This is a genomic window from Bradyrhizobium sp. USDA 4454, from assembly GCF_054822705.1.
On sequence record NZ_JBTRCN010000001.1, the window covers coordinates 2,881,068 to 2,905,426 of the forward strand.

The 24,359-nt window shown below is 59.5% G+C and carries 25 protein-coding genes and 1 pseudogene; 14 read left to right on the forward strand and 12 right to left on the reverse strand.

Annotated elements, in window-relative coordinates; translation table 11 throughout:
• Positions 1 to 20: 20 nt before the first annotated feature.
• The 3 genes from ACVIW0_RS13155 to ACVIW0_RS13165 are packed head-to-tail and all read right to left on the reverse strand — an operon-like array spanning position 21 to position 4,513.
• On the reverse strand, positions 21 to 1,574 hold the full coding sequence (locus tag ACVIW0_RS13155) for a class I adenylate-forming enzyme family protein (protein ID WP_461352723.1): 1,554 nt from the start codon (positions 1,572 to 1,574) through the stop codon (positions 21 to 23).
• 33 nt (positions 1,575 to 1,607) lie between these two features.
• Positions 1,608 to 3,485, reverse strand: coding sequence for a TRAP transporter large permease (locus tag ACVIW0_RS13160; protein ID WP_461352724.1), 1,878 nt, complete (start codon positions 3,483 to 3,485; stop codon positions 1,608 to 1,610).
• Positions 3,486 to 3,490: 5 nt separating this feature from the next.
• Positions 3,491 to 4,513 (reverse strand): TRAP transporter substrate-binding protein, encoded by a 1,023-nt coding sequence (locus ACVIW0_RS13165; protein WP_461352725.1) that lies wholly within the window; start codon positions 4,511 to 4,513, stop codon positions 3,491 to 3,493.
• Between the two features lie 139 nt (positions 4,514 to 4,652).
• Between ACVIW0_RS13165 and ACVIW0_RS13170 the strand changes: the two genes are divergently transcribed.
• Positions 4,653 to 5,369, forward strand: a complete 717-nt coding sequence (locus tag ACVIW0_RS13170) for a GntR family transcriptional regulator (RefSeq protein WP_461352726.1) — start codon at positions 4,653 to 4,655, stop codon at positions 5,367 to 5,369.
• 225 nt (positions 5,370 to 5,594) lie between these two features.
• Here the strand turns inward: ACVIW0_RS13170 and ACVIW0_RS13175 are convergent, their stop codons facing one another.
• Complete coding sequence (locus tag ACVIW0_RS13175; protein WP_461352727.1) at positions 5,595 to 6,272, reverse strand: hypothetical protein; 678 nt, start codon at positions 6,270 to 6,272, stop codon at positions 5,595 to 5,597.
• A gap of 833 nt (positions 6,273 to 7,105) precedes the next feature.
• Between ACVIW0_RS13175 and ACVIW0_RS13180 the strand changes: the two genes are divergently transcribed.
• The 7 genes and pseudogenes from ACVIW0_RS13180 (at position 7,106) to ACVIW0_RS13210 (ending at position 12,098) form a co-directional block, all read left to right on the forward strand.
• Positions 7,106 to 7,909: a bestrophin-like domain gene (locus ACVIW0_RS13180; protein WP_461352728.1), complete on the forward strand. Its 804-nt coding sequence runs from the start codon at positions 7,106 to 7,108 to the stop codon at positions 7,907 to 7,909.
• Positions 7,910 to 8,229: 320 nt separating this feature from the next.
• The gene (locus ACVIW0_RS13185) at positions 8,230 to 8,532 is read left to right on the forward strand and encodes a hypothetical protein (RefSeq protein WP_461352729.1); all 303 of its coding nucleotides are present in this window, start codon (positions 8,230 to 8,232) and stop codon (positions 8,530 to 8,532) included.
• 120 nt (positions 8,533 to 8,652) lie between these two features.
• Positions 8,653 to 8,844 (forward strand): hypothetical protein, encoded by a 192-nt coding sequence (locus tag ACVIW0_RS13190; RefSeq protein ID WP_461352730.1) that lies wholly within the window; start codon positions 8,653 to 8,655, stop codon positions 8,842 to 8,844.
• Between the two features lie 986 nt (positions 8,845 to 9,830).
• A complete protein-coding gene (locus ACVIW0_RS13195) occupies positions 9,831 to 10,322 on the forward strand; it encodes a hypothetical protein (RefSeq protein ID WP_461352731.1) in 492 nt (163 codons plus the stop codon).
• A 104-nt stretch (positions 10,323 to 10,426) separates the two neighbouring features.
• Positions 10,427 to 10,897, forward strand: a complete 471-nt coding sequence (locus ACVIW0_RS13200) for a hypothetical protein (protein ID WP_461352732.1) — start codon at positions 10,427 to 10,429, stop codon at positions 10,895 to 10,897.
• Between the two features lie 81 nt (positions 10,898 to 10,978).
• Complete coding sequence (locus ACVIW0_RS13205) at positions 10,979 to 11,242, forward strand: hypothetical protein (protein WP_461352733.1); 264 nt, start codon at positions 10,979 to 10,981, stop codon at positions 11,240 to 11,242.
• Between the two features lie 377 nt (positions 11,243 to 11,619).
• Positions 11,620 to 12,098: pseudogene (locus ACVIW0_RS13210) on the forward strand (Crp/Fnr family transcriptional regulator).
• A 214-nt stretch (positions 12,099 to 12,312) separates the two neighbouring features.
• Here ACVIW0_RS13210 and ACVIW0_RS13215 read toward each other — a convergent pair.
• Genes ACVIW0_RS13215 through ACVIW0_RS13225 form a run of 3 tightly spaced genes read right to left on the reverse strand, consistent with a single transcriptional unit; the run spans position 12,313 to position 15,208 of the window.
• A complete protein-coding gene (locus ACVIW0_RS13215) occupies positions 12,313 to 13,311 on the reverse strand; it encodes an SIS domain-containing protein (protein ID WP_461352734.1) in 999 nt (332 codons plus the stop codon).
• Between the two features lie 18 nt (positions 13,312 to 13,329).
• A complete protein-coding gene (locus ACVIW0_RS13220; protein ID WP_229194049.1) occupies positions 13,330 to 14,313 on the reverse strand; it encodes an N-acetylmuramic acid 6-phosphate etherase in 984 nt (327 codons plus the stop codon).
• Entirely contained in the window at positions 14,285 to 15,208 is a 924-nt protein-coding gene (locus tag ACVIW0_RS13225) for a glucosamine kinase nucleotide-binding domain-containing protein (RefSeq protein ID WP_461352735.1), read from the reverse strand. The genes ACVIW0_RS13220 and ACVIW0_RS13225 overlap by 29 nt, the downstream gene beginning before the upstream one ends.
• A 120-nt stretch (positions 15,209 to 15,328) precedes the next feature.
• Here ACVIW0_RS13225 and nagA point away from each other — a divergent pair, with 120 nt between their 5' ends.
• The 5 genes from nagA to ACVIW0_RS13250 all read left to right on the forward strand — a co-directional run bounded on the left by nagA (position 15,329) and on the right by ACVIW0_RS13250 (position 19,578).
• Complete coding sequence (nagA, locus tag ACVIW0_RS13230; RefSeq protein ID WP_461352736.1) at positions 15,329 to 16,483, forward strand: N-acetylglucosamine-6-phosphate deacetylase; 1,155 nt, start codon at positions 15,329 to 15,331, stop codon at positions 16,481 to 16,483.
• 250 nt (positions 16,484 to 16,733) lie between these two features.
• Positions 16,734 to 16,913, forward strand: coding sequence for a hypothetical protein (locus ACVIW0_RS13235; protein ID WP_229193884.1), 180 nt, complete (start codon positions 16,734 to 16,736; stop codon positions 16,911 to 16,913).
• A gap of 541 nt (positions 16,914 to 17,454) precedes the next feature.
• The gene (locus tag ACVIW0_RS13240) at positions 17,455 to 17,703 is read left to right on the forward strand and encodes a hypothetical protein (RefSeq protein ID WP_461352737.1); all 249 of its coding nucleotides are present in this window, start codon (positions 17,455 to 17,457) and stop codon (positions 17,701 to 17,703) included.
• A gap of 209 nt (positions 17,704 to 17,912) precedes the next feature.
• Positions 17,913 to 18,116, forward strand: coding sequence for a hypothetical protein (locus ACVIW0_RS13245; protein ID WP_229193883.1), 204 nt, complete (start codon positions 17,913 to 17,915; stop codon positions 18,114 to 18,116).
• A gap of 817 nt (positions 18,117 to 18,933) precedes the next feature.
• Positions 18,934 to 19,578, forward strand: a complete 645-nt coding sequence (locus ACVIW0_RS13250) for a hypothetical protein (protein WP_461352738.1) — start codon at positions 18,934 to 18,936, stop codon at positions 19,576 to 19,578.
• 603 nt (positions 19,579 to 20,181) lie between these two features.
• Here ACVIW0_RS13250 and ACVIW0_RS13255 read toward each other — a convergent pair.
• A complete protein-coding gene (locus ACVIW0_RS13255; protein WP_461352739.1) occupies positions 20,182 to 20,316 on the reverse strand; it encodes a hypothetical protein in 135 nt (44 codons plus the stop codon).
• Between the two features lie 248 nt (positions 20,317 to 20,564).
• Here ACVIW0_RS13255 and ACVIW0_RS13260 point away from each other — a divergent pair, with 248 nt between their 5' ends.
• Positions 20,565 to 20,795: a DUF3606 domain-containing protein gene (locus ACVIW0_RS13260; RefSeq protein WP_461352740.1), complete on the forward strand. Its 231-nt coding sequence runs from the start codon at positions 20,565 to 20,567 to the stop codon at positions 20,793 to 20,795.
• Positions 20,796 to 21,243: 448 nt separating this feature from the next.
• Here ACVIW0_RS13260 and ACVIW0_RS13265 read toward each other — a convergent pair whose 3' ends face one another.
• From ACVIW0_RS13265 to ACVIW0_RS13280, 4 genes are all read right to left on the reverse strand, one after another.
• Complete coding sequence (locus tag ACVIW0_RS13265; protein ID WP_461352741.1) at positions 21,244 to 21,408, reverse strand: hypothetical protein; 165 nt, start codon at positions 21,406 to 21,408, stop codon at positions 21,244 to 21,246.
• A gap of 1,557 nt (positions 21,409 to 22,965) precedes the next feature.
• Positions 22,966 to 23,226, reverse strand: coding sequence for a hypothetical protein (locus ACVIW0_RS13270; protein WP_461352742.1), 261 nt, complete (start codon positions 23,224 to 23,226; stop codon positions 22,966 to 22,968).
• A gap of 32 nt (positions 23,227 to 23,258) precedes the next feature.
• Positions 23,259 to 23,453 (reverse strand): hypothetical protein, encoded by a 195-nt coding sequence (locus ACVIW0_RS13275; RefSeq protein ID WP_461352743.1) that lies wholly within the window; start codon positions 23,451 to 23,453, stop codon positions 23,259 to 23,261.
• 88 nt (positions 23,454 to 23,541) lie between these two features.
• Positions 23,542 to 23,691 (reverse strand): hypothetical protein, encoded by a 150-nt coding sequence (locus ACVIW0_RS13280; protein WP_461352744.1) that lies wholly within the window; start codon positions 23,689 to 23,691, stop codon positions 23,542 to 23,544.
• Positions 23,692 to 24,359: the final 668 nt, after the last annotated feature.

Here is a 24,359-nt window from a genome sequence, read left to right on the forward strand (position 1 = left end):
GGCTCATCCCGACATTCATGTCAGCTGCTGAATTTCTTCTTCAACTCGCGATGCAAGACCTTGCCGGTCGCGTTGCGCGGCATCTCGCTTTCCGCGATGAAAGAGTAGGATCGCGGCCGCTTGTAGCCGGCGAGTCGTTCCTTCGACCATTCCATCAGGTCAGCCTCCTTCAACGTCGCGCCGTCATGAAGGACAATGACCGCGTGAACACGCTCGCCCCACTTTGCGTCGGGCAAGCCGACCACCGCGACGTCCTTGACGAGGGGATGCGCGCCAACCAGAGCCTCGACCTCGGACGGATAGATGTTCTCGCCGCCAGAGATGATCATATTGCTCTTGCGATCCGAGAGGTGGATGTAGCCATCCTCATCGCGGCGAGCCATGTCGCCGACCGAGCAATAGTCACCGCGGAACGCCTCCTTGGTCTTCTCGGGCAGGCGCCAGTAGCTGTCGAACGTGTGAGCGTTGCACGAATAAAGCTCGCCGGCCTGACCGTCGGGCACCTCATTGCCGGCTTCGTCGAGAATCCGGATGGGAGCGGCGCCGACGCATTCGCGGCCGACCGATCCCAGTTTGGTGAACTGCTCGTGGGGATGAAGCATGGTCACCCAGCCCGTTTCGGTCGCGCCATAGAGCTCGAACAGGCCCGAGTTGGAAAACATCTCCATGACTTCCCGCTTGGTCTCGGGGCGGGCGGGAGCCGATGAGATCATCAGCTTGGTCACTGCGTCGTAGTTGTATTTGCTGCGCACCGCCCGGGGCAGGCCCAACATCATGATGTAGTGCGTCGGCACCAGCGAGGTGAAGGTCGAGCCGCCTTCGGCCAACGTCCTAGCGGCATGCTCGGGATCGAAGCTCTTGCGCGAATAGATCGAGTTCACGCCGCCGCAATAGCCGAACGCGCCGAAGAAATTCAACGAATTGGCGTGACACATCGGCATGACGAGCAGGGCGCCGTCATTTCGGTGCAGCCCGAGCTCGATTTCGGTAACCATCGACAAGAGAACCGCGCTGCGGTGGCTGCGCACCACGCCCTTCGGGTTGCCGGTCGTGCCTGACGTGTACATCAGCGTCCAGGGATCCGAGAGCGCCACGATCTGCGAAGGCTCACGGCCGCTGCCGGCTGCAAGAAAGTCTTCGTATGGACGGTAGCCGGCCGGGCACGGCTGGGTGCCGAAGTGAATGAAGCGATCCTGCTTGATCGGCAAATCCTTGCGGATCTCCTCGACGAGGCCGACCAACTCGTCCTGGACGATGATGGCGGAGGCTTCCGCATTGTCGACGATGAACTGCACCTCCTTGCCGATCAGGCGGAAATTGATCGGCAGCGCGACGAGGCCGGCCTTTGCTGTCGCAGCGAAGATCTCGCACCATTCAACGCAATTATAGGCGAGAATGGCGACCCGATCGCCTTTGGCAAGGCCCAGACCGAGCAGGGCGTTTGCCAGCCGGCACGACCGCTCGTTCCACTGCGAGAAGGTCATGGAGCGTTCGAGATCGCGCGCGCCAACGCGGTTGGGGGTGACTCGCGCGTGGACCGACAGCATCTGTCCGAAGTTCAGAAGGTCTTTCATGTTCTGCTCCGCAGGGCGTGGGTCAATGCGTGTTCACAAAAGTCCGATGGAGAACCAGGGCACGGCCGCGATCACGATGGTACCGATCAGCAGTGCCAGGATGTATCCGAGCATGGGCTTGATGCCTTCGTCGGGATGGATCCGGCTGATAGCGCAGGCGGCATAGTAGCCAACGCCGAAGGGCGGGGCGAACAGGCCGATGCCCATCGCGAGAATGACCACCATCGCGTAGTGAACCTCGTGCACGCCGACCTGCTTGGCGATCGGGAACAGCAAGGGTCCGAAAAGCACAATGGCGGGGATACCTTCCAGCACGCTGCCGAGGATGACAAAGGCGACAATGGTGACTGCAAGGAACGTCGGTGCTCCGCCCGGCAGGCCGGTCATCATCGTCGCGAGCGACGCGGAGAAGCCGGATTGGGTGAGGGCCCAGGCCATGCCAGTTGCAGCGCCGATGATGAGCAGGATCGCGCCCGACAGTGCCGCAGTCTCGATCAGCATCGGGTAGAGGCGGTTCCAGTCGAACCTGCGATAGATCAAAAGCCCGGTGAGCGCCGAATAGACGATGCCGATCGTGGAGACTTCGGTTGCGGTGGCAACACCACCGACCACCGCCGCGCGGATCACGAAAGGTAACGCGATCGCAGGCAGTGCAATCAGCAGCGCCTTTCCGATCTCGCTCGCGGCAGCCTTCTTGACGTGGGAGAGGTCATCAATGCGATAGCGCCGCCAGACCACGGCGCACAGCATGGCCGCGAGGACTAGCCCCGGCAGCAAGCCACCGGTGAAAAGCGCCGCGATCGAGACGCCGGTCACCGATCCGATCGTGATGAGCACGAGGCTCGGCGGAATGGTTTCGGTCTGTGCTCCGGTTGCCGAGAGAAGGGCGACCAGATCGCCGGGCTTTGCGCCGCGTTTGATCATTTCCGGGAACAGCACCGGGGCGACGGCCGCCATGTCCGCGGCCTTTGCGCCCGATATGCCGGACACGAGGTACATGGCCGCAACCAGCACATATTGCAGACCACCGCGAACATGGCCCAGCAGGCTTGCAAGGAAGCCGACCATAGCGCGAGCCATTCCGGTCATTTCGATCAGCAGACCGAGAAAGACAAAGAGCGGCACCGACAATAGGATCAGGTGGCTCATGCCTTCGTCCATGCGTCCCACGACGACAGTAGCCGGCGTCGAGGTCGTCAAGGTGATATAGGCGAAGGTCGCAAGGCCGAATGCGAATGCGATCGGCACAGCAGCAAATACCATGATGACGACAAGGCCGACGAAGAAGATCAGCAGGTTGATGTTGCCGAGCGGAATCAGGACCGGGCTGAGGAAGTAGAATACGCCGCCTACAGCCAAGATGAGAGCGACGGCACTGCCGGTCAGTTTCCAGTCGCCGACCGACGCGAGGCGCAGGAAGGCGAACAGGATCATCAGACCGAGACCGATGGGAAGGGCGGCGGCACGCCATAGATTGGAGATGTCGAGGGCGGCCGTCGTCACGAACAGCTCGTCGGACGCAAATTCGTAAGCAGGATGAATCACGAGCAGCAGGAAGGCGAGGGGCGCGGCAATCGCCAGCACGTCCAGAAACGCTCTCGCGCTCGGCCTCAACATGCCGATGACCGCCGTCATTCTCATATGCTCGGCCCGCTGAAATGCGAGCACGGCGCCGAGCATGGCGAGCCAGAGGAACAGAATGCCGGCGAGTTCGTCAGTCCAGATCAGCGGTTTGTGAAGCAGATAGCGGGAGGAGACTCCGGCAAAGAGCACGACGATTTCTGCGACGACGAGGGTCGCCGCGACGATTCCGACAATCGAGGCCAAACCGCGTTCGATTGTTCGCAGGCTGCCTGTGGAGTTCGCAGCGGGAAGTCGCGCCGTCGTATCGATGTCTTCTGCCAGGTGCATGGCGATCACCCGATGTTGCCGGCATACTTCTGCAGCAATGACCAGGCCTCGTTGCCGAACTTGGCTTTGGCGTCCTTGTAGAAGGACGTCTTGGCCAGCGCTGCCTGAAAGGCATCGGCTTGCGTAACGTTGAAGGTCAGGCCCTTCGACTCCAGCAGCTTCTGATATTCCGTGTTGGCCTTGACGATATCATCACGCTGCTCCTTGGCAGCGGCATTGAAGTGTTTCTGCAGGACCTCCTGAACATCCTTCGGTATCGTTTTCCAGACCCTGCCGCTCGAGATCAGCCAGAAGCCGTCCCAGGCGTGATTGGTCAACGAGCAGAATTTTTGGACTTCGTAGAACTTTGCAGACTCGATCAGCGCAAGCGGGTTCTCTTGGCCATCCGCTATCTTGGTCTGCAATGCGGAGTAGGCCTCATTCAGCGGGATGCTGACGGGGGCGGCGCCCAACGCGGAGAACATCGAGACCCAAAGGGGCACGACGGGAACGCGGATCTTGAAGTTCGCGAGGTCTTCGGGCGTTTTGATCGGACGCGTGCTGCTTGTGATCTGGCGGAAGCCGTTGTCCCAAACCGCCTCGAACGGGACGAGACCCGTCTTTTCGATATTGCCTCGGATGAATTTGCCAACCTCGCCGTCCATCGCGGCCCACACCTTGTCGTAATTGGTGAAGGCGAAGCCAACGCCGGTCAGCGAGGCAGTCGGGATCAGGGTCGACATCACGGTGCCGGGCATGGTCGCCAATTCGAGCGCTCCGGAGCGCAGCTGCGTCATCATGTCGGTATCGCTGCCGAGCTGGTTATTCGGGAACAGGTTGATCGTGACCTGTCCCTTGGTTTCGGCCGTGATCGCGTCGATCGCTTCCTTCAGCCGTACGTTGACCGAGTGGGTGACGGGCAGGTCGTTGCCGAACTTCAGCTTGAGCGGGGCAGTCTGCGCCAAAACTGCGGGGCTTTTGAACAGGGTTCCTGCCGCGGCGGCTCCGGCAGCGGATTTCAACAGCGAGCGACGGCTAACCGTGAGCATTGCATCCTCCCATGTGAAGACCGCGGTGCCGCGGCTCTGTATTCGAATACTGAATTCGTATTCTGAATTCGAATTCGATGCAATAGATTTTTGAGCATGGCGGTGCTAAAGATTCGCGGGCTGCCCCTCCGGAGTTCGCATGTCTCAAGTCCAAACCCCACCGACCTTGGTCGAACAGGTTGTAAATGCTATCATTTCCGAGATTGTTGACGGCGAACTGCCGGCAAACTCACGCCTGATCCAGGACGAGTTGGCCCGCGCCTATGGGGTGTCGCGGCAGCCTGTCCAGCAGGCCCTGCTGCTCCTGCGCGACCGCGGAATGGTCAAAGAGGCCGTCGGACGAGGGCTGATCGTCGCGCCGCTCGACGTCGAATTTGTCCGAAATCTCTATGAAGTCAGGGCCATGCTCGACGGCTTGGCGGCTCACCTTGCTGCCCAACGCGGCGCGGAGCGCGCAAAACAAGAAGGCCCGGCCTATCTCGAGCTCGGGCGTGAGGCAGTCAAAAGCGGATCACTCAACGAGCAGATCGAAGCCGACATGCGGTTTCATGCCTTCGTCAATGAACTCGCCGGCAATCCCCTGATCGGTGAGACGACGGCGCCGCACTGGCCCTATCTGCGCCGCGTGATGGGCGAGGTCCTGCGCGATGACGAACAGATGCCCCAGTCCATTCTCAACGAACATGTCGCTATCCTCGACGCCATCATCGCCGGCGACGGCGCGCGCGCAGAGACGCTGAGCCGCGACCACATTTCACGTGCGGCCAAGATTTTCGTGCAGCGACTCGAGGCTCAGCAAGAAGCCTCGGAGAAAGAAATGCGCCAACGTCCAACGCGACGCATACGAAAGACTTGACGGGCACCAGAGATGCGTCGGACCAAATGTGCTTGTTCGGTCCGGAAGGCGAAGATGAGAGCTGACAGGTGGCCGTTACTAGGTTGCAGTGCCGTCCAGGTTACTTGAGTTCGCCTCGCAGCAATTCGATCGAACGCAGCAGTCGTACCCAACGCCTCCATGATCGCAAACTCAAGCCATCAAGGACCAAAAGTGACTTCCTGATCTCTCACGGTATTGGACGCGCTATGCCCAATAGGCGAACTGCTCAAGACACGTCTGCACCGTCGTGATGGTTTCAGCTACACGTTCGGCTAGGCGAGCCCGATCCTTGGTGTTGCTCCGGGCATACACAATTTGATCGTAGAGCAGGGCACTCATAGCCAAGATGAAGGGTGTGAAGTCTACGCCAACCGGCGCGCCGCCTTCTCCCCAGATCAGAGCCATGGGGCTGTCATGGTCATCAGGATCGGCGTAGGCAGCGAGTACGCCATGCACCTGTTCGAGAACGCTCACCTGCTGTGGGAATGCTGAGCGCAATGCCGGTGGAATGAGGTTGATGACAAAGCCCAGGTTCTCGGTGGTTGCGCTGCTTTCATCGACCACGTTGGCCAGCGCCTCATCGATAACAGTGAGGAGCCTGTCTCCACCACGCCAAGATACCAAGCGGTCCCAAGCTTTCCAATCACGGCCCTTAGTTTCCCGCTTGGCGTTGATGAATGCTGTGTGGGTAATAACCACCACATCACTCTCGTGTAGCTGCTCAGGCGTCGCGTAGCTCCCGGAATGATGCACCACAGCCACTTCACGCCCTGCCAAGCTGTTAATGGTCTTCCGTATGTCGTCAGCATCCTCCTTCAGGGGGGTGTATTTGAGAATGATGTCTAGGGCCTGAAGCTTTGCCCTCTTGCCTGTTGGCCCCAAGGCGAGCTTGAAAGCCTCCCCTGAGCACAACCTCAGCCGTCCCCTCATCTGTGTCTGGGACAGGGATGCTAGACTGAGCTGCTGCTGTGGTTGCAGTTGCTGTCTCCGGAAGCAGCCCATCGGCCTTCAGGGTCTGGATTATCTTGTCGGCCTGTCCCTCAGCGACAGACCACATTCTATCTGCCTCATCCCGCTTCATCCCGTTTGGGATACCTGTACGGGTAAAGCGCGCAGGGTCCGCTTTGCGAAGCTCTTCCGTCCTGCTGTCCCGCTCAGCCATTTTTGCCCGGAATTCGGGGTCTTTCCATTTGGCCTTCATGGCCTCTGAATGAGAGGGCGGGTGTTTAGTCTTTCCTCGTGGCAATCTCGCCATTGTGTTTCTCTTTGTTCATTTGTGCTTTTTGTGTGTGCTGTATCGGCTATGTGGCCGATGCGGGCTCCGCTGGTGGGTCTACGGCCGTGGTGCAACGGGGCGTGCCCCTACAGCCGTCTGTACGAGCCTCCTAGGCCCTAGCGGCGCTGAGGGGCGTCACCGAACGGTATCCCCCGAGTCAGTTGATCTAGATCAACGGAACTGTGGTTCCATTCGCCAAACCCTAGAGTTCGCGGGAAGACGATTTGGTGAGTTCGAGAGTGCCAAACTCGCAAATCGCCTGCGAAAGCTGCGGCGCGTGAACATGACTAAGGCTCCCATACCGACGAGAGATCACGCGGGTTTGAAGGTCGTCGGGATTACCGTCGCGCTTCTGGTCGTTTGGGTTGCAATTCTTTGGATGGCTTCCGGCTAGGCAGGGGCGCCTTGAACGAGCCGAACATGTCTTTCGGTAAAGACAATGCTGGATCTTTATCAATTTTCCCTTTTGTCACTGTTCGTCGGTTTATTGGCTCTCGTTGTCGTAGCGATTGAAATCGGCTGGCGGATTGGCACGCGCATTAAAGGTCGCGGCGGATCGAATATTTTTGCGCTGGAGCAATCTCTAATCGGGCTGCTCGCGCTGATAATCGGTTTCACCTTCTTTATGGCGCTAACGCGATTTGAAGCGAGACGTGAAGCCGTCGTCAATGAAGCGAATGCGATCGGAACGACGGCGCTCCGCTCCCGCCTTCTCCCCGAGCCGCATCGAACTGAAAGCTTGAAGTTGCTGCGGGAATACGCGCGCATCCGTGTGGAAGGTGCTAATACAGGTCGGTCGTTAATCGACCTTCCCACAGTAATTGCTCGCTCTAACGAAATCCATGAGGCGCTTTGGTTGCATGCGGAAGCCTTAGCAGCGAAAGAGAAAGTATTGATACCGCTCAGCTTGTTCATGCAGTCGCTCAATGAAATAATTGACAGTCAAGGCAGGCGCCTGGCGCATCTGCGCAACCGAATCCCCAACGTCGTGCTCCTTGCGCTGGTCGTGATGACTGTTGTTAGCACCGGCATCGCCGGTTACGCAGGCGGAGTTGACGTGCAGCGTGCCCGCATGCCGATCTATTTAACCGGCTTGCTGTTGTGCGGACTCGTCTACGTGATCCTGGACTTGGATCGCCCTGCCGCTGGCCTCATCATGATCGACCAAGCGCCAATGTCCGATGTTGATTCAAGCATGGCCAAGTTTTCTAATTCGAAGCCACTGACAACGGCACGAGAGTGATTGGCTGGAACAGACGCGAGGCCGGGTAGGGGCGGGATGTCTGGTCCTGACCCCGAGGGGACCCGCCCGCGCGGTTCTCAATACGTACCGGCGTCACCGTTTATTCCTATGCAGGTGCCGGTCTGGCCTCATCTCTAGTGGCCTGCTTTGAAAATTCGAGTGGCCTAGTTTTGGACTTAACCCCGCATCAACCAAGCGGCGTCCGCTGTTCTCAGTAGGATTACCGAGGGGCATATTCCGCGTTCTGGGCACATAGTTTCCGATCATCCGCGATTCGTTCTAAGTCCACGGCCTAGTTCTCCGTGCGTGAACGGAGTTCCTTGACACAGATCAACGGATGGCACGGAAGTAGTTCCAGCGTTTCCGGGCTTGGCAAGATGGGGGAGATTTCCATGGGTCGGTGTCTAATTATCGTTGCCGCGCTCAGCTTGTTCGCCTCGTCCGCCAATGCCACGACCATGGAAGAGTGCCGAGCGCAGTACAAAGCGGAATACAACCACCCCGCAAAGAAAAAGGGGGTCGGCATCGCTTGGGATGACTACCAAGTGAAGCGCTGCGGCATCCAACATGAGCCTATGGCGCCGAAGCATGAATCTAGCAAACAGCACCGAAATTCAAACTAAGGCGGTAGCTCCTTGACCTATAGCCGTAGAAATACGGGATCAGGTAGTTGTGGCACAAATTGCACTTTGCGCGGGAAAAGTTCCCTGCCTAAGATAAGTCTATCTAGGCAGGAGTTTCCAATGACATATCGTCTTCTGGATTCTGCTTCGAATGGTGGCCCAGATCAGCGCAGCTTGCGCGTTTCCATCATCATTGGCTGGCGTCGCGCCGCTGCGGCGCTCTCCGAGACATCGGAAGTGCTTTATGACGCCGCGCTCGTTCTTCTCGGGCTACTTCCAGTCATCGTCACAGGCGCTGCGTTGCTTTTCTGAACCTGGCCCGTTTTTAACGCGGGACGGGCCGGTAGATGGCCCCAGCAACTCACCATCCACAGGCCCCCCAATGTTGCTGGGGCCGCTCTACACAAAGGCCGCCAACTGAGGCGGCCTCTTTCATTCAGCCGTACGCTGACTTCCGCTTCTGGCCTATCGCGTCATTTCGCGGCGATGCGGAATTCTGGTCGCTATCGGGGCATAGCGGACACCGAGTAGGACGCACCGCCTCCTGTAACTGCAACCACGGATTTTCTCGCACCGGATGACCTCGGCAAGTGCGGTCGCGCGGTCCCGGCCTTGCCAAAGAGCCGCAGAGGACACGGACCACCGTGGGGAGCGCGTCGGATTTTCCCTTCATGCACGCGAGCTAATGCAAGCGCTGCATCGGGACGACGAGCGGAGATGATGATCCTATCGAATCCCTAGACGCTGTAGCCAAGCTCTACTTGGCTGTCCCCGTCGTGACGCCTGTCCCCGGCGTAACTCCGCGCCGTATTTGGCGCGCTTCACGGCGACCCTCACGCCGCACTTCGCGCGCTTCACGGCGACCCTCGCGGCGCTCGCGCCGGCCCTCGCGTCGATCTTGACGCCTTTCCATGCCAGCCGTCTGCGCCTCCGCATCAGAGACCATCAGCACGGTCGGGAGCGCCGCTATTGCGCTCGCCAAGCCCAAAGAAGAAAGAAGCTTGCGTCGAGAGATCATGACCGCCTCCTTGCTTGCTTGCCCCATAATGAGAAGTTTACTCGCTTTGCCCGTCCGTTGCTTGATCTATGTCATTGGACGGTTGCACTCACATATCCGCGATCCTTCGACGGTCCCGCCAGCGTACGCGCGCTTAGCGGCGGCTCGTTGTGTTGGGTGTCGGTCTCTCTCTTCACGGCAGCGGCATGTCGCGTGTTCACCAGTCAAGCCTATCGAACCACGCATATCGCGGACGTCGATCAATGAAGTATGCGTAACGCGACGGTGCGTGTCTCCTTGCATGTGCGTACTTGCGCTGTGGCTTGACTTCCCTCTGTCTTGGCGGCGCTGCCTTTCCGCGCTCGACTACCTGCTGGACGATCTGGGCAAAGACCTTTCGATTTTCAGCTCGCGCTTGGACAGCCTCGACAGGGGTCGTAGGAGGATCATCACCTGCGATGTGTTCATCTACCGTGATTGCTTGGGCGGTATCGAACACAACCAGGTCAGGCAGCTTTTCCATCGATTGTATGCGGATAGCTGGTCGGACACCGTCCGGCCGCTTGGCCTCGGGGGAGTCCGGGAGGAAAGCATCCAAGAAGAACAGCAGCCCGAGCAACGCTCCGCCGACGTACAGGAAGTATCGCGCCACTGGCATGGATCGCTCCATCCGCCATTGCACGTTGCTGATGCATGGATCAGAGCAGCGCCGAACGCCTATCGCCAGCTAAACCGCTTCGAGGCATGGGTGGTCGGCAGCTACTTTCCCCATTTGGGAACACTCGACCTTTGACATAGATCAATCGCGGTCGCGATAGGCGGCAAATCAATCGCAGCGTCCATCTATCGGACTGTTTGGGAAGGAGACATTGAAGTATTCAACGCTGGAGATTGAACATGACGCAAAGAATTGGCCGGAATACTGCAATTGCAAGTTCGACTTTCGCCTGCGCGGTACTGTTCTCCATCGCTTGGACCGAGCAAGGCGGCATTTCGGTCTCAGTCGAAACCGCTCAGGCGCGCATCGGCCGACCATTGACGCCAATGAGCGCGGCAGGCGTTGCGCGTCGCCACACCCGGCGCGCCGTCTACGGATACGGGGTTGGCGCGGGCGTCGCTGCCACGGCAGCAGTCGCCACGGCAGCCGCTACAACGGCGGGCTGGGGCACGAACAATTGGACCAACTCATACGCTGCCCAGACCGATCCCCACTTCGGTCAACCATACTATCCGGCACGAGCCTACCACGGGATCAGCCCGTATTACGGCTATGCCGGATGGACGGAATATAAAGCAGCCAACGGCATCGGCTGCGAACCGGGTACGATGACCAAATGGGCTGACGGCCACATGTACGTCTGTCAGTAAAGTTGCCGTAACGCCAAGAGGGGTGGTGTGCCGCTTAGCCTCCCCTCTTGATTTTTATGACTACGCAGATGGAGGATCACCATGCGTCGGACCAACATTCTTTCGACCAAGTCAGTGACAGTTGCGGGCGTTGCGGCGAGCCTTATGTTGGGGATCGCCTGTGTCGCGGTCAGTTCGGCACCGGCCAACGCCGTGGTTTACTGCACGTATGTCGGTTATCCGGCAGGTTGCGTGGCGCGGGCTGGCGTCGTGCTTCGGCCGCGTCCGGTGGCGCGCGCGGCGGTCCGTCATAACGCTGGTGGTAACGCAAACGGCGGTGTCAATCGCGTTGGAGCGCGCCGTTAATGCCGTCATGCGGGTCACGAGCAGAGCATTTCCCGGCAAGGAAGCTTTGTGACCCGTTGCATTCAGAGCGTTCGATGAGGCACACGTGGTACGTGACGTTTGAGGTGCAGCAACGTCGAGGGATGTTGCCAAAGCCACGACATCCTCGGCTGACCAGGACATTTGAGACGGAGACCGAGGCCAAGCTGTTCGCGAAAGAGAAACTCGATCAAGGATTGGTCGTGACTGCGGGGACCCTCAATCCACACACGCCCCGGCAGGTGGTCCCGTCAATCGCTATCTCGGTCTGGCTTGGAGAAGAGTCGGATCAGACTGCGGAAGGATCTAACAAGGTAAGCGACTGAGGCAGGACAACGTAGTGGCAGTATAGTGGCGCGATGGCTGTCAGCTCTCCCGAATTGAAAGCTTTCCTGCTCGGCACGCCTTTCTTCGGAGGGCTGTCAGATACAAGCCTTGATCTGTTGATCCCAATGCTCGTCGAGCGCCACTTCGAGGTAGGCGCGACGATTGTGGCGGAAGGAGAGCCGGGGCGTTCAATGTTCGTCGTTCACTCCGGCGAGCTCGTCGTGAGCAGGCTTGGGCATTCGGGACGCTCGATTCGGATGGCGAGTCTTGCGCCCGGTGATTTTTTGGCGAAATGACGCTCATCGAAATGCAAAATCGATCCGCCTCCGTCGCCGCGCAAAGCGCAACTGTCCTGTATGAGCTCACGGCTCGAAACCTCTACATGTATTGCAAAGCAGACATCCACGGGTACGTCCTAGTGATGCAGAATATCAGCCGCGAACTTTGTCGCAGGCTCCGCCGCGCTGATGATCGGATTGCCGAGCTGCTGGTGCATCAGGCAGAGCAATAGCTTACAGTCTGAGAGCCGTTCGGAAGAACGGACCCAAGAGTCCTGACATCGTTGCTTCCAATCGCAGTAGCTTGCAAGGTCCGCGAAGCGCACGTTTTGTGGTTTTTCGTTTGTTTCTTATCGCGTTTGCTGCACACGGGCGAGGTCGTTTCTGGTGCAAGTCTGGTGCGGCAGTGCTTCAGCCTTCGGCTGTCGGCCACTGATCAGTCAGCTGTCAAAACGTCTCGGTAACCTTGCGCAGGCGAGGGGGGCGATCCGGGTCAAATCCAAAGGCACGTGCCGTCTGCTCGATCATCCGATAGGCCGGCACGAGCATGGTGATCGGATCGGTGGCGAGGTCATCCTCAGTAAGCCAGGCCAGCGAGCCACGCGGTCCGCCGCAGAGATGCAGCTCGATCTTTTGTTCACGCAATTCTTCTGCCAATGCGTCAACCATGGCCGCCGTTTCATCCATGAGGCGCATCATGATGACCGGCGTGCCCGACGATAACGCGGCACGTGGCCCATGCTGCAGCTCGGCGGCGCTCAGACCGATGGAGGGCAGGCGCAGGATTTCCGAAAGTTTGAGCGCGGTCTCCCTCGCCGAGCCCAGGGCCAAGCCCCGGGCCGCCACAAAAACAGCTGAAGCCTTCGCGAGATCATCGGCAATCTCGGACCAGTCGAGCGCCATCGCGCGGTGCAGCCGCTCAGGCAGCCTGTCGAGGGCCGACCGCAGCACACGATCCTCCGCCAGTTCGGCAACAAGTCCCACGCTGGCGGCCATCGAGCCGATCACGGTCTTCGTCGCCGCTACGGAGTGCTCCTGGCCGGCTTCGATCGGAATGACGAACTCGGCTTCGTCAGCCACTGGTGACGACGTCGCATTGACGATGGCGATGGTCCGGGCGCCTGAGGCGCGCGCTGACCTGGTCGCTGCGACAAGATCCGGGCTGCGCCCCGATTGTGAGATCACAATGAACAGCGCATCACGCAGCATCAGGGGCGTGCGAAATGCCGTGATTACCGACGGAGCGCTGGCTGAAACGGGAAGGCGAAGTCGCGTCTCGACGAGGTATCTTAGGAAAACCCCGGCATGCCCAGAGCTTCCCCGGCCACACACGACGCACAGGGGGATGGAGCCAGTCCGAAGCCGCTGTGCGATGTTGCGCGTCGTGGGGCGGCTGCGAACAAGGTTGGCGACAACATCCGCGCTTTCCCCGATTTCGCTCGCCATCGCGGATGTCGGCACGGCTCAATCGCTCCGCCTCGCCTGCGCTCCGCCGCTCGCTTGGTACCGGTCACGAGTCTTGGCAAGCTCGACAAACACACGCCGAAGGTTGCCGTCACACTTCTTCAGAACGGTCTCCGCATCGGCCCTATCGACACCCAACGCCAGAAGGACTGCCGTCTTGATGTCTCCCTCGGCCTGCTCAAGCGAGTGTGCCGCGTGCGCCGGATCACAGTGCGCGATTTGCGCCACCATAGCCTCGGCGCGCCGCTTCAGCTTGGCATTTGTCGGCGGCATGTTCACCATCATGCCGCGATACACCCGGCCAAGACGCAGCATGATCCCTGAGGAGATCAGGTTGAGCACAACCTTCTGAGCGGTACCCGCCTTCATCCGCGTGGAGCCGGCGATCAGCTCGCGGCCGGTCTCGATCAAGATCGGAAACTTTGCCGATGCCAGCAGGGTGGTGCCCGGGTTATTGGCGATACCGATCGTCTCTGCGCCGAAAGAGCCTGCCTGCTGCAGCGCCGCCACCGTGAATGGTGTGGTGCCGCTGGCAGCAACGGCGATCACCACGTCGTGCGGCGTCAGCCGCGCGGCATTGATTTGCGCGACCGCATCACCGACGTCGTCCTCTGCGCCTTCGATGCTGGTGACGAATGCGCTGTCACCGCCGGCGACGACGAAGCGGACGCGCTCGCTGGGCCAGGCGAAGGTCGGCGTCAGCTCGGCGCCGTCTTGGACCGCCACCCGGCCTGAGGTGCCGGCACCGACGTATACAATGCGACCGCGATCGCCCAACGCCATCTTGGCCGCTTCAGCCGCCGCAGTGATCACGGGAAGGGCATGGCCGATCGCGGAGACTGCCGCAAGCTGGCCCTCCCACATCGCTTCCATCGCTGACGCCAGCGGCCATGCATCAAGGTCGGCAAATCGGAGATCGACTTCTTCCGTGGCCGTATTGTTGATCCAAGCGCCATCAAACGCGGAACTTTGAAGCCTGTTCATAGTCAGTTTCTCTCTTGGAGAGGTCCAGCCGCCCTCGCGCCATAAGTAACGCACCGGCCACTGCGTCGCCGTCAGGACGTCTCAGGCGGGCGCGTAGATCAGGCGTTAGCCAGGGCACAATGGCATCCGCGAGCCCGCCCACCAGCGCGACCCGGTCAATTCCTCTCGCCAGGAACAGATCAAGTAGATCGCCAATGGCATCGGCCGCACGTTCGACAATGCGGCGGCCGACCGGATCGCCCAGGTTGGCGTGCCGTACCACGATCGGCGCGAACGCAGCGTAGTCCGTGGCTTTGGCTTCTTCAGACCAGGGCACGGCCTGATAGGGATCATGATCAAATGCTTCCAGCACCTCTGAAAGCAATGAGGTCAGCTCGCCGCGGTGATCCGCAGCCCGCAGCGCTAGTCGAACAACCTGCAGGCCGATGTCGGCACCGCTACCTTCGTCCGACACGGGGAAGCCGTAACCGGCGAGACGGATTTCGTGCCCGTCGATCAGGCCGACACCCACCGAGCCTGTGCCCGTCACCACGATGGCTCCGTCCGCGCCGCTATGGGCGCCGAGACAGGCCGCGAGGCCGTCGCTGATGAAGACAGCGGACGCAAAGGGATGGGCGATCTTGTTGAGCGCCGCTTCTGCGCCCCGGCGACCAATCCCGGCAAGCCCAATTCCGGTGTGCATCCGCGCGAAATCCTCATGCGTCAGTCCGGACTGTGCGGCCGCCAATTCGGTGGCGTCCATGATCGACCGCCAGGCCCTCTCGATGCCAATCCGCGTCGTGGCAGGTCCCGAACTTGCTTCGCCGAGTAGCCTGCCGTTTTCGTCCTCGATCCGGGCGCGGCAGCGGGTTCCACCGCCATCAATACCGAGATACGTGGCACCTTTTGTTCCCATGGAACGTTAACGCGAGTATTTAGCTCCGGGTCCTCCGACGCCGGTCCTGTACATATAAGGGCCCGTGGGGTAGCGGGCGCGCTTCACGAGTCCGTGACTGTCATTCTTGGATCAGCACTGATGGGCCAAGCCGTCTTTCTCTCGATTGCCGCACAGCACATCTTTGATGGTGCCGACATGCGCGGGCCGGGGTTGGTCAGGATCTCGCAGGGGCGGATTGAAAGCGTTACCTTCGGCGAGAAAGCGCGCGCTTCAATCCACCTTCCCGCAGACGCCATTCTTGCACCTGGATTCATCGACATTCAGGTGAACGGAGGCGGGGGTGTTCTTCTCAACGACCAGCCAACGGAAGCCGGCATTCGACGTATCGTGGCGGCGCACCGCAAGGCGGGGACCACGGGCTGCTTGCCAACCCTCATCACCGATCGAAGCGAGGTCATTGAGCAATTGGCGCTAGTAGCTCAGGCGTGCCTCGCAATTCCTGGCGTACTCGGCTTTCATCTGGAAGGTCCGGCTCTCAACAGATCTCGCAAGGGCATTCATCCGGAAGCCGAGATACGCGTGCCGGATCAGCGCGAGCTCGCCGCCATCACGAGTTTCGGGGGCCGCGGCCGCTCCATTGTGACCCTGGCCCCGGAATGCGTTCCCGCGTCCATGATAGACGCATTGATCGGTGCCGGATTGCGTATCTCTGCCGGCCACAGCGACGCCGCCGCGGCCGAAATCCGGCCAGCGGTCGATCGTGGTATCTCGGGGGTGACCCATCTGTTCAACGCCATGTCGCAGTTGAACGCCCGGGAGCCGGGCTTGGTGGGCGTTGCGCTTGAAGATGACCGGCTGTTTGCAGGAATCATCTGCGACGGCATTCACGTTGATCGCGCTGGTTTGCGTGTTGCCTTCCGCTGCAAGGGACGCGATCGATTGATGCTGGTCACCGATGCCATGCCATTGGTGGGTACGGACGATCGGCAATTCTTGCTGCAAGGAAGGCCAATTACATTGCACGAAAATCGCCTGACCGGCCCGGATGGCACGCTCGCTGGCGCTCACCTCACCATGATCGAGGCGGTGCGCAACGCCGTTGTGCTCGTCGGTATCTCCCTTATCGACGCCCTTATCCTGGCTTCCCGGACACCCGCGACATTTCTGGGTCTTGAGTCCGAGCTTGGACGGATCGCGCGCGGATACCGCGCTGATCTTGTCGCCTTTAATCCGAACTTTGAGGTCATCGACACATGGATAGGCGGTGTCGGCTCGATAGCGGAGCGAGCGTGACCACCTCACCGAGGTTAGATGCGGAGCCTGACGAGATGCGTCTGTCCGATCTCGAGCCGCGGTTTACCTGCACGGCTTGTGGCAAGCGAGGCTCGATCATTGGTTCGGTAGAGGTGCTGCCCAAAATGAGCGCCAGTTGTCGGCGTCGATTTTTCACGCGTGTGACGCACGTCACAGCAACCGTCGCTTGGAGTTCGTATCCATCCTGCACCAGGTGGCAATGCAGCCGCCGGCAACAGGAGGAAAGCAGATGAAGATGACGAGCATTCATGAACTGTCAGCCGACGAGCTGGGAGCAGTTTCGGGAGGTAAGCCGTCCAGCCCGGTCAGTGTTCCTGCAAATGCGTTCGACAAGCTGCTGGCGGCTATCGACAAGAATCTCGCGATGGTGAAGGAGCTAAAGCCGGGCGGCTACCTTCCACCCGGCTAAGGCAGTGACCCTGCATCGATGAGTTCAGTGTCCAAATCCGGCCTCGGTGCTCGCTGCCCACGGAAAACGCCGCTGGGAGTCATGCTCCCTGCGGCGCATTTCGCGCCACGACTTCGCCCCGCCTTGCGCGGACAACGGTAGTTATCCCTTGATGATGAGGCGACCAAGGACAGGCCCGCTCGGCGTCAGCGAACTTGCTGAAGGGTGATCCGGACCCTTGAGCCGCAGGTAATATTCAGAAAGTCGGGGCGATATGACGCAAAAAACAACGGCTCTCCATGCAAGCGAGGTCCACCTCGGCTCTCGTTTCTGATAGCGAACGAATAATCATCGCTGCTTGCGATCCAAATCTCCAGATCGCCCGGAGTGTCGATGCGGCGGAAGTGCCGCGCATTTCACCCTCCACGTTCGAAGGACAGAGCCTACCACAGGCCGCTACTTCTGCCTCATCATCAAGTGCGCGTGAAATGTAAGGTCGTTCACATTTGAAACTGACGAACTGCTCTAAGGGGTAACAACTTCGGCGTCGGAGGAATTCGCGATGCCATTAATCAGCGGCGAAAGCTGGTCGCGAACAGCCACTATTTCAGTTGTCGGCATGCTCATCGTATTGGCGGTTGCCATTTTGGCCGTTCGTTACGTGGAGTGGTCATCGGACGCTAATCTGGCCCGATTCATGAGTCAGACTGAGTTGGCCGCGGTTGCCTCGGTTCCGACTCTGCCGCCCAAGGGACGAACAGGTTGCGAGCAGGGCAATAAGTCTTCGGTGCTTTCTCTGCCGCTCGAATGACCCCGGGCCAACCGTGCCCGATTAATTTCCCAAGGAAACTGTGCCGCCGGGGCCGCCTCAAAATGCTTTGTCCTGGCGGGGGCGGGACGCGCCCAGCTCAAGGTCGAACGACCTACCGGCGCGTGATCCCAGTCACAGATCAGCGGCTCGGCTTGTTGCATGATCCCTAGTGATGGATGCCCCGTCACTTAAAGCAAAGGAGATTCAACATGCCGAGCATCAACCACGAATTGTCCCTCGATCACCTGGAGCAGGTCTCAGGTGGCAACCCGGCTTTGGTCGCGTTTGGATTGGGCGTTCTCGCCGGTGTTATCGGCAATGCGGTCTACGACGGGCTGAAGTCGGGCGCCATCACTGCGCCCGCCTGTGGTCTGATGGGGAGCGCCGGAAAATATGCTGGTTGCCCCACCTAACGGTGCGCCTCCGGCTGATTCGCAATCCGCGGCGTACGGGCCTGCCTTCAGAAGATGAAGCGCAAGTCGATCGAAATCCCGCCAAGAGAAGCCCGTCGGTTCGGGGCGGATATGCAGGCCTATCATGCTGAGCGCGATGCATCCGCCTCGCCGAGATAGCTGTCCGAATGCGCCGCATGCTTCTCGATCACTGGCCCGGCCGGCACGAAACTGCGGCTGAGCGAAAGTCACAGAGTTGTTCGACCACCGCGGCATGACCATTCGCGACGTTGTCATGCTGCCCACGAATTTCGACCTCTAGTTTTTCGCGGAAATCATGCTCAGGCAAGAAGCTAAAGCGCGACGATGATTGATCCCAATCTCACCGCGCTTTAGGGGCGTTCGCTGTTCGAAAGGCGCGGGGAGGAGGCGCACCCTCGCAGTTGCGGGCCACGATCGCCGCAAGCATAAGAATCCCCAGCGGTCGCTCAATTGTACCAGCGTAAGCCGAGGCTATGAAAATAGATGAAGGGAACTATACGAAGGTTTGACGATGTCTGCGCCGGAGATCAGTGCGCTCCGCACCGCAAGCGTTGATCGTCACGGCTGCGAAGCCACAGGGACATCCGATCGGCCCGCATGGACTTCCGAGCGACCCCAAGGGGCTGATAACGAGGCTTGCCAAAAGATCACAAGCGGACCGAAGTGCGCTCGTTTCCGCCGGTGACACCCCATTTCAGTCAATTTTAACCGCCATCTCAGGCATGGATATTTTTGCCGAAGCGTGGCCAAGTCACGCGATTCATTCCTTTCAGTTAAAGCGATTTGCGGAACGCCAATGAAAAACGCTGCGCTGTTTGCCCTTGGCTTGTTGGCCGCTGGTGTTTTTTTCCACGACAGCGCGAGATGTCAGACGTCGCTGGCCCAGCCGCTTTCGCTTGCTCCGCCGCCGCCGTTGAGTGAACAGGGGGTGGCACCTCCGGCCGCCGCCCCCACCAACAGCGTTTGGCCGCCGATGGCCGCACCGAGCGTGTCGCCACCGCGAGCGGCGGGCAAACATCCGACGTCATCGGCAAAGAGCAATGTTGGGTCGTCACCGGCGATGGATGACGTTCCGCCGCCGGCGGAGACCGCCAAGGGCTCGGTTCCAGCCCGAGCCGCTAAAGATGTGCCGCCACTGGCATCCGCCCCATCTGCCACTGTCAAGGACACGCCGTCGGCGCCCGACGATGTTTCGCCAGCACCGGTGATCGACAGGCTGCCGCCGTTGGCCAAGCCGGCCGCCGATTACGATGGCTTTAGCGTCGGCATCGTCGACGACAATGACGCGTCAAGCCGGACGACGCGACCCGTCAGGTCGCGCGCGGCAAAGCAGTCCAAGCGCGGTCAAGAAGCGGATCGTGTCCCTGGGCAGCAATCGGTCGATCCCAGGGAAGATGACAAACTAAAGGGCAAGCTCACGATTTGCCGCGGCTGCAAGTAGCAGGTCGCCGCTCCGGTTGCGTTCGTCAATCGGCCCACGGGGCAGGCGATCCAAACGCCGCTCCGAACACAGGCGCCGAAGCTTCCTATAGTTTGCTGGAATGGCCGTCATTTGTCTGTAGCTGACTCAAACTAGCCCAAGCCGACAAAATGGAAAGCCCCGTCACGCTGACGTGACGGGGCCAAATATCAAACAGGTGATCCGGACGGGCGAGGTCAGGATCGAGCGGTAAAGTAAGCGGGACACCTTAATCATTTCTTATGAGGTCCTCGACATATTGACCGGTTTCTTCTTTTACGGGCGAGGACAGCACCCGGCTAAGGTTCCACGATGATCCGGAAGGCCTTCCGCTGTTCGGCGGCGGCTTTTGCCCGCTCCCGAGCGACCGTATCTGGCTTCTTGCTCGGCTTCTCTGTCTGGAGCTCGTTTCGCCTATCTCAGTCCGGCCGACATCTGGTGCAACCTGGCTCGCGCTCGCTTAGCCGGATTATCAAAGTGTTTCCCCTTCGTGAGACTGTATCCCTTCGTCATACTGGCTTTGTCCTTGCCGCTAGCGCTGCGGCCTGATCGCGTAGCTCCTTGGCTCGCTCGATAAGGCGCTCTTCAAGAGAATTGGTTCGGTTTGCGGGTCGCCAGCCGCTCCGCCAGAACCTCGGCTTGCTCTTTTTTCAGCCTCTCGGCGAACGCCCCATTTTTCTCTATTTGGGCCGGCCCTTTGAGTTCGTTGTCGTAGACCATCCAGCCCTTGCCACCTTGCCGAACGAGGAACCGACCTCGCATCGGGCGTCCACGCGGGCGCAATGAAGCCGGGGAAGAGCGCCTTCGCTCCGTTCGCCTCGGGCTTCCTCCGCTGAAACGCCACAACGCAACTCCATAAACAATGATCTGATTCAAATTGGCCCGGTCGCGATCGTTCCGCCGATCGAGGTCCTCAGTTGGAACTGGCGATCCTAACCTGCGTTGGCCTTCACTACAGGGAGGCCAGAATGGCGAAGAAGGCGAAGAAGCAGACGGTGCGGGGTCGCAAGCAGGATAGGGCACGCATCGCTGGTGGGCAGGACTACGAGGTGGGCTATGAGGCGAAAAAGACGGGGAAGTCAGCCGCCTCTGTGAAGAAGGCGGTCAAGAAGGTCGGCAATAGCCGGAATCGAGTTGAGAAGCGTCTCGGATCAGCAATGAAAAAGTCTCTAGGCACGACGCGGTCGAGGTCACGTTAACCTATGCGCGCGAGGAAGTCGGCCGATGGCGCTGGTCTTTCGTTCCCCGTCATGAAGCCGCCTTGTGGATCATTCCGGGTGGAGAAATTAGCGAAAGCAAATGCGTCATCGACCATGGACATCTGAAGAAATCGAAAGGCTGAAAGCGATGATAGCTGCCCGAGCGAGTGCAAACCGCATCGCTGTAGCGCTGAAGCGACCGCTTAACGCCATTCGCGATCGTGCGCGCGACCTTGGTGTACGCCTCCCGACAATGACCGAAGAGCGGAAACGAGTGAGGATCTTGCTCAATAAGAACGATCCTCGCAATCGCTAGATGCACCTGCGTCGGGCCGCCCGGCATCCTCCTAATCAGAACCGCAGACGGAGGGCTGGCGGGCGTAGCACCGGGCCCGATCGGTCGCCAATTTCCGATAGTCCTTCGCGTGCTGAATGAACTACCCGGCGCCTAACCCGCGTCGGGTTCTTTTTCTATGAGGGGATACTCAAAAGCGACGCCTTCTGGATCATTCTTTTCGAACCACGCTTCTGCATCCTCGATCGTAGCGAAGACCTTGAGGTGATCCGGGTCGCCAACCATCTTGCTGGTATCGGTATAAATCCACACACTCATCGCATTAGCTCAAACAGTTTGATGACATCCGTAAGCCGCAGCTTTGCCCCTTCGGCATGTGCTGCAACAAGATGTGCCTGGTGGTAGCGGCAATCTCATCTCGCTTGAGGGCATCGTACTCGACATGGAACTGCCGCATGTTAGCGGCGAATTGTCGCGCCACCTCGGGCGGGATTTCGAGTGGGTTTCTGGTGATCGGCATGACTGGAAGGCAGGTGTTCCAACACCGGTATGCGAGTCGCGAGCACCGGGAAGTCCCGGACAGACAGCGTGATCTCGACAATGCAATGTCCCTTGGCATTTCAGCACGAAACAACTTTGGAGAGTCCCTAATGCCTACGGGCTCATGGTCCTCGGAGGAGGAGCAGAGGCTATTGCGGCTGATACGTGAGACCGGGATGACACGGCGCGAGATCGCCCAGAAGCTCGGGCGCACTGAGGCATCGGTCGTGGGAAGACTGGGAGCCATCAGAAAGCGAATGGCCGAAGAAGAATGAAGCGTCTGCGACTATTATATTGGAAAATCCGAAACTGATTCACATATGTGATTTCCAGACCCGGTAGGCGATTCGATCCTGACAGAACTGGGCAGGGCTTTTCATTAAGATCGATTTACTGGGGCCCAGAGAGACGCCAAATTATTGCATCGGCTGTTCGGCAAAGCATAGGAATAGGAACGGCTCCAGCAGCCTCCTCGCTGGGGCCGTTTCCTTTGCTCCCCGATACCGCATTCGCTCAACCGAGGCGGCGTTCGGGCAAAACGCGACAAAGAACAAACCCAAGAGCAGCAGGGTGAGCAAAACAGACACTCCAGCCGCCATCCTTAGCGCGCGACTGGGCGCTGCGGATCGGTTCATGTCGTAGACTGTAGTCTAGGATCACGCAGCCATACGGTCATGCCTACGCCAGCCTCAGCTTGCCGCGCCAGCTTCAACAGCGCTTCCTTCTCGATGCCTGGGGCTAGCGTCGCGGCCTGATCGCGTAGCTCTTTCGCTCGCTCGATAAGGCGCTCTTCAAGCGAATTGGTTTGCCTGACGCGACGGCGTACCTGACCCATGCATTCCCCTCCCAGCTAGGTTCCTGCGCGGAACGGGAATGTAAGTTCGGTGTAAGCCGGAGGTTCCTCAATCTTTGGATCTAGGACCATTCATGGTGCGCTCGACCTCATCGGCCAATAGCCGGTGATGTGCGGCCAGTTTGGCGAACAGCTCTTTCTTGATCGCGTTGGTCGCCAGCCTGCTAATCAGCTCGCACTTCAACGCGAAGTCTCTCCAGCGCCGCGCGCATGTCCTGCATTGATGCCTCCCGCCCTTCGGTTTGTGGCGTGTAGGCCAATTTTAGCGTGCTCTGAATGCGAATGGAACTCCGTTCACCCGCGGAGAACTCCGGCGGCGGGCGAACGGCTCGGCTGGGCCATTTCTAGGATCCGGATAGCATCGGCGAGGCCCCCTATGGGCACCTCGAGGCCTCGCCTTGCGGTAGGGCACCCGGCCTTGGAGGAGCCGGGCAGAAGGTATCCCAAGCTTCTTTGGGCGCGCCGTCAAGAACTCGAAGGGATTAGGCGAACAGGTCTTTCCCCGGCTGGAGCATCCTCACGAACGTCCCGCTCTCGTGGTACTCGAGCCAGCCTTGGCCGATCGCGTGCTGAAGGCCAGTCCAATACTCGGTCGGCGTCGCCTTGTCCTGGTAGAGCATCGGATAGTTGATCTTCTCGATATAGATCCTGCCGTCCTGGATCGGCTCGATCGCGCGGGCGTGCTCCATGATCCTGCGGGCGGCTTCGGGGTCGGAGTAGGGGCGGTCGCCCTTCATCTGCATTGTGGAATTTCCGTCAACTTGCTGTCCAGCGCTCATACCAGCTTGAGGCTATCTTTCAGTTTGCGGTTGATGAGCATTTCAGCGCGCCGCTTTGCGAGCTCGGGCAGCCTCGTGCGCACGGTGCTATGCAGCACCTCTTCATCCAATTCAATGATGATCTCGAATTGATCGTCGTATTGGCGTTTCACGCTGAACGTGACGCCCCTGTGGCTGTAAGAATTAGGCATGCGCTGGACCTAGCAATCGCTAGGCGCCGCCAATACCGGGAAGCTACGGGCAATCGTCCCGCTGCAGCATAGCGCCATGCGATGTTCGTTACAGGCCGGCGCCGATGTCGATCCCGTATCGCGCAAGGGCGATCGACAGCACCAAACCGAAAAGGCTGAATAGATTGACCAGCGCAAGGCTCGACATCGGCCGGTGCGTTGCCCGGAGATCCGTTACGGGCTTCGAAAGAGCAACCATCTGAAATTCTCCCCAAATCAATGCGGAGAGGCTAGTAGTTAAATATTACCGGCGGATTTCGCCGATCGTTTCAATTGTGCTACGTTGGAACGCAGTCCGTCACGTAGGTGCGCTTTGTTTTCTACGAGGGCCTCTTGTGAGCCACTTCATAAGCGCTGACGTTCGCCCCGCCTAGTGTCCCTCCGAATGGTTCTACCTAGGAGTGCGCTATGGCGATGTGCTTCCAGTGTGGAGGATCAGGAAAGGCGCCGTGTCCGGGGGCGCATTGCAGTCATGGCTGGGTTCCGAAACGGGGCGGCGACGGTATCGAACTTTGCGGCACCTGTTTTGGCACAGGAAAGATTCAGTGCGCGGTGTGCGGCGGCACAGGGGCGACTGTGACCGGCGGTCCGCCGCCACTTGTCCGCCTTCAACCTAACCCCACCATCAAACCGTTGGTGTGGGTACTCGCGACCCTTTTCGTCATCTTCATAGTCTTTCCCAGCATTGCGGGATTGGTCCTTTTGTCGAAGCTAGGCCCGGTCCTCTGCGCACTTCTGCAAAATTGCTCGTGAGGTCTCGATCGGACACGACCAGGGCACAATGCTGCCCGCTTAAAATACACGCGGGCAACATTGGCTCTAGCCCCAGGATTGAAGTGCAAAATCCTGACGAGGAGAGAACTGCGT

Bases quoted from the DNA above. Each gene is read 5' to 3' on its own strand.
- ACVIW0_RS13160 (WP_461352724.1), bottom strand. From the start codon at position 3,485: ATGCACCTGGCAGAAGACATCGATACGACGGCGCGACTTCCCGCTGCG.
- ACVIW0_RS13165 (WP_461352725.1), bottom strand. From the start codon at position 4,513: ATGCTCACGGTTAGCCGTCGCTCGCTGTTGAAATCCGCTGCCGGAGCC.
- ACVIW0_RS13250 (WP_461352738.1), top strand. From the start codon at position 18,934: ATGAAAAACGCTGCGCTGTTTGCCCTTGGCTTGTTGGCCGCTGGTGTT.
- ACVIW0_RS13240 (WP_461352737.1), top strand. From the start codon at position 17,455: ATGCCATTAATCAGCGGCGAAAGCTGGTCGCGAACAGCCACTATTTCA.
- ACVIW0_RS13235 (WP_229193884.1), top strand. From the start codon at position 16,734: ATGAAGATGACGAGCATTCATGAACTGTCAGCCGACGAGCTGGGAGCA.
- ACVIW0_RS13245 (WP_229193883.1), top strand. From the start codon at position 17,913: ATGCCGAGCATCAACCACGAATTGTCCCTCGATCACCTGGAGCAGGTC.
- ACVIW0_RS13260 (WP_461352740.1), top strand. From the start codon at position 20,565: ATGGCGAAGAAGGCGAAGAAGCAGACGGTGCGGGGTCGCAAGCAGGAT.
- ACVIW0_RS13255 (WP_461352739.1), bottom strand. From the start codon at position 20,316: ATGGTCTACGACAACGAACTCAAAGGGCCGGCCCAAATAGAGAAAAAT.
- ACVIW0_RS13220 (WP_229194049.1), bottom strand. From the start codon at position 14,313: ATGAACAGGCTTCAAAGTTCCGCGTTTGATGGCGCTTGGATCAACAAT.
- ACVIW0_RS13265 (WP_461352741.1), bottom strand. From the start codon at position 21,408: ATGAGTGTGTGGATTTATACCGATACCAGCAAGATGGTTGGCGACCCG.
- ACVIW0_RS13225 (WP_461352735.1), bottom strand. From the start codon at position 15,208: ATGGGAACAAAAGGTGCCACGTATCTCGGTATTGATGGCGGTGGAACC.
- ACVIW0_RS13170 (WP_461352726.1), top strand. From the start codon at position 4,653: ATGTCTCAAGTCCAAACCCCACCGACCTTGGTCGAACAGGTTGTAAAT.
- ACVIW0_RS13275 (WP_461352743.1), bottom strand. From the start codon at position 23,453: ATGCCTAATTCTTACAGCCACAGGGGCGTCACGTTCAGCGTGAAACGC.
- ACVIW0_RS13280 (WP_461352744.1), bottom strand. From the start codon at position 23,691: ATGGTTGCTCTTTCGAAGCCCGTAACGGATCTCCGGGCAACGCACCGG.
- ACVIW0_RS13200 (WP_461352732.1), top strand. From the start codon at position 10,427: ATGACGCAAAGAATTGGCCGGAATACTGCAATTGCAAGTTCGACTTTC.
- ACVIW0_RS13155 (WP_461352723.1), bottom strand. From the start codon at position 1,574: ATGAAAGACCTTCTGAACTTCGGACAGATGCTGTCGGTCCACGCGCGA.
- nagA (WP_461352736.1), top strand. From the start codon at position 15,329: ATGGGCCAAGCCGTCTTTCTCTCGATTGCCGCACAGCACATCTTTGAT.
- ACVIW0_RS13215 (WP_461352734.1), bottom strand. From the start codon at position 13,311: ATGGCGAGCGAAATCGGGGAAAGCGCGGATGTTGTCGCCAACCTTGTT.
- ACVIW0_RS13190 (WP_461352730.1), top strand. From the start codon at position 8,653: ATGACATATCGTCTTCTGGATTCTGCTTCGAATGGTGGCCCAGATCAG.
- ACVIW0_RS13205 (WP_461352733.1), top strand. From the start codon at position 10,979: ATGCGTCGGACCAACATTCTTTCGACCAAGTCAGTGACAGTTGCGGGC.
- ACVIW0_RS13180 (WP_461352728.1), top strand. From the start codon at position 7,106: ATGCTGGATCTTTATCAATTTTCCCTTTTGTCACTGTTCGTCGGTTTA.
- ACVIW0_RS13195 (WP_461352731.1), top strand. From the start codon at position 9,831: ATGTGCGTACTTGCGCTGTGGCTTGACTTCCCTCTGTCTTGGCGGCGC.
- ACVIW0_RS13270 (WP_461352742.1), bottom strand. From the start codon at position 23,226: ATGCAGATGAAGGGCGACCGCCCCTACTCCGACCCCGAAGCCGCCCGC.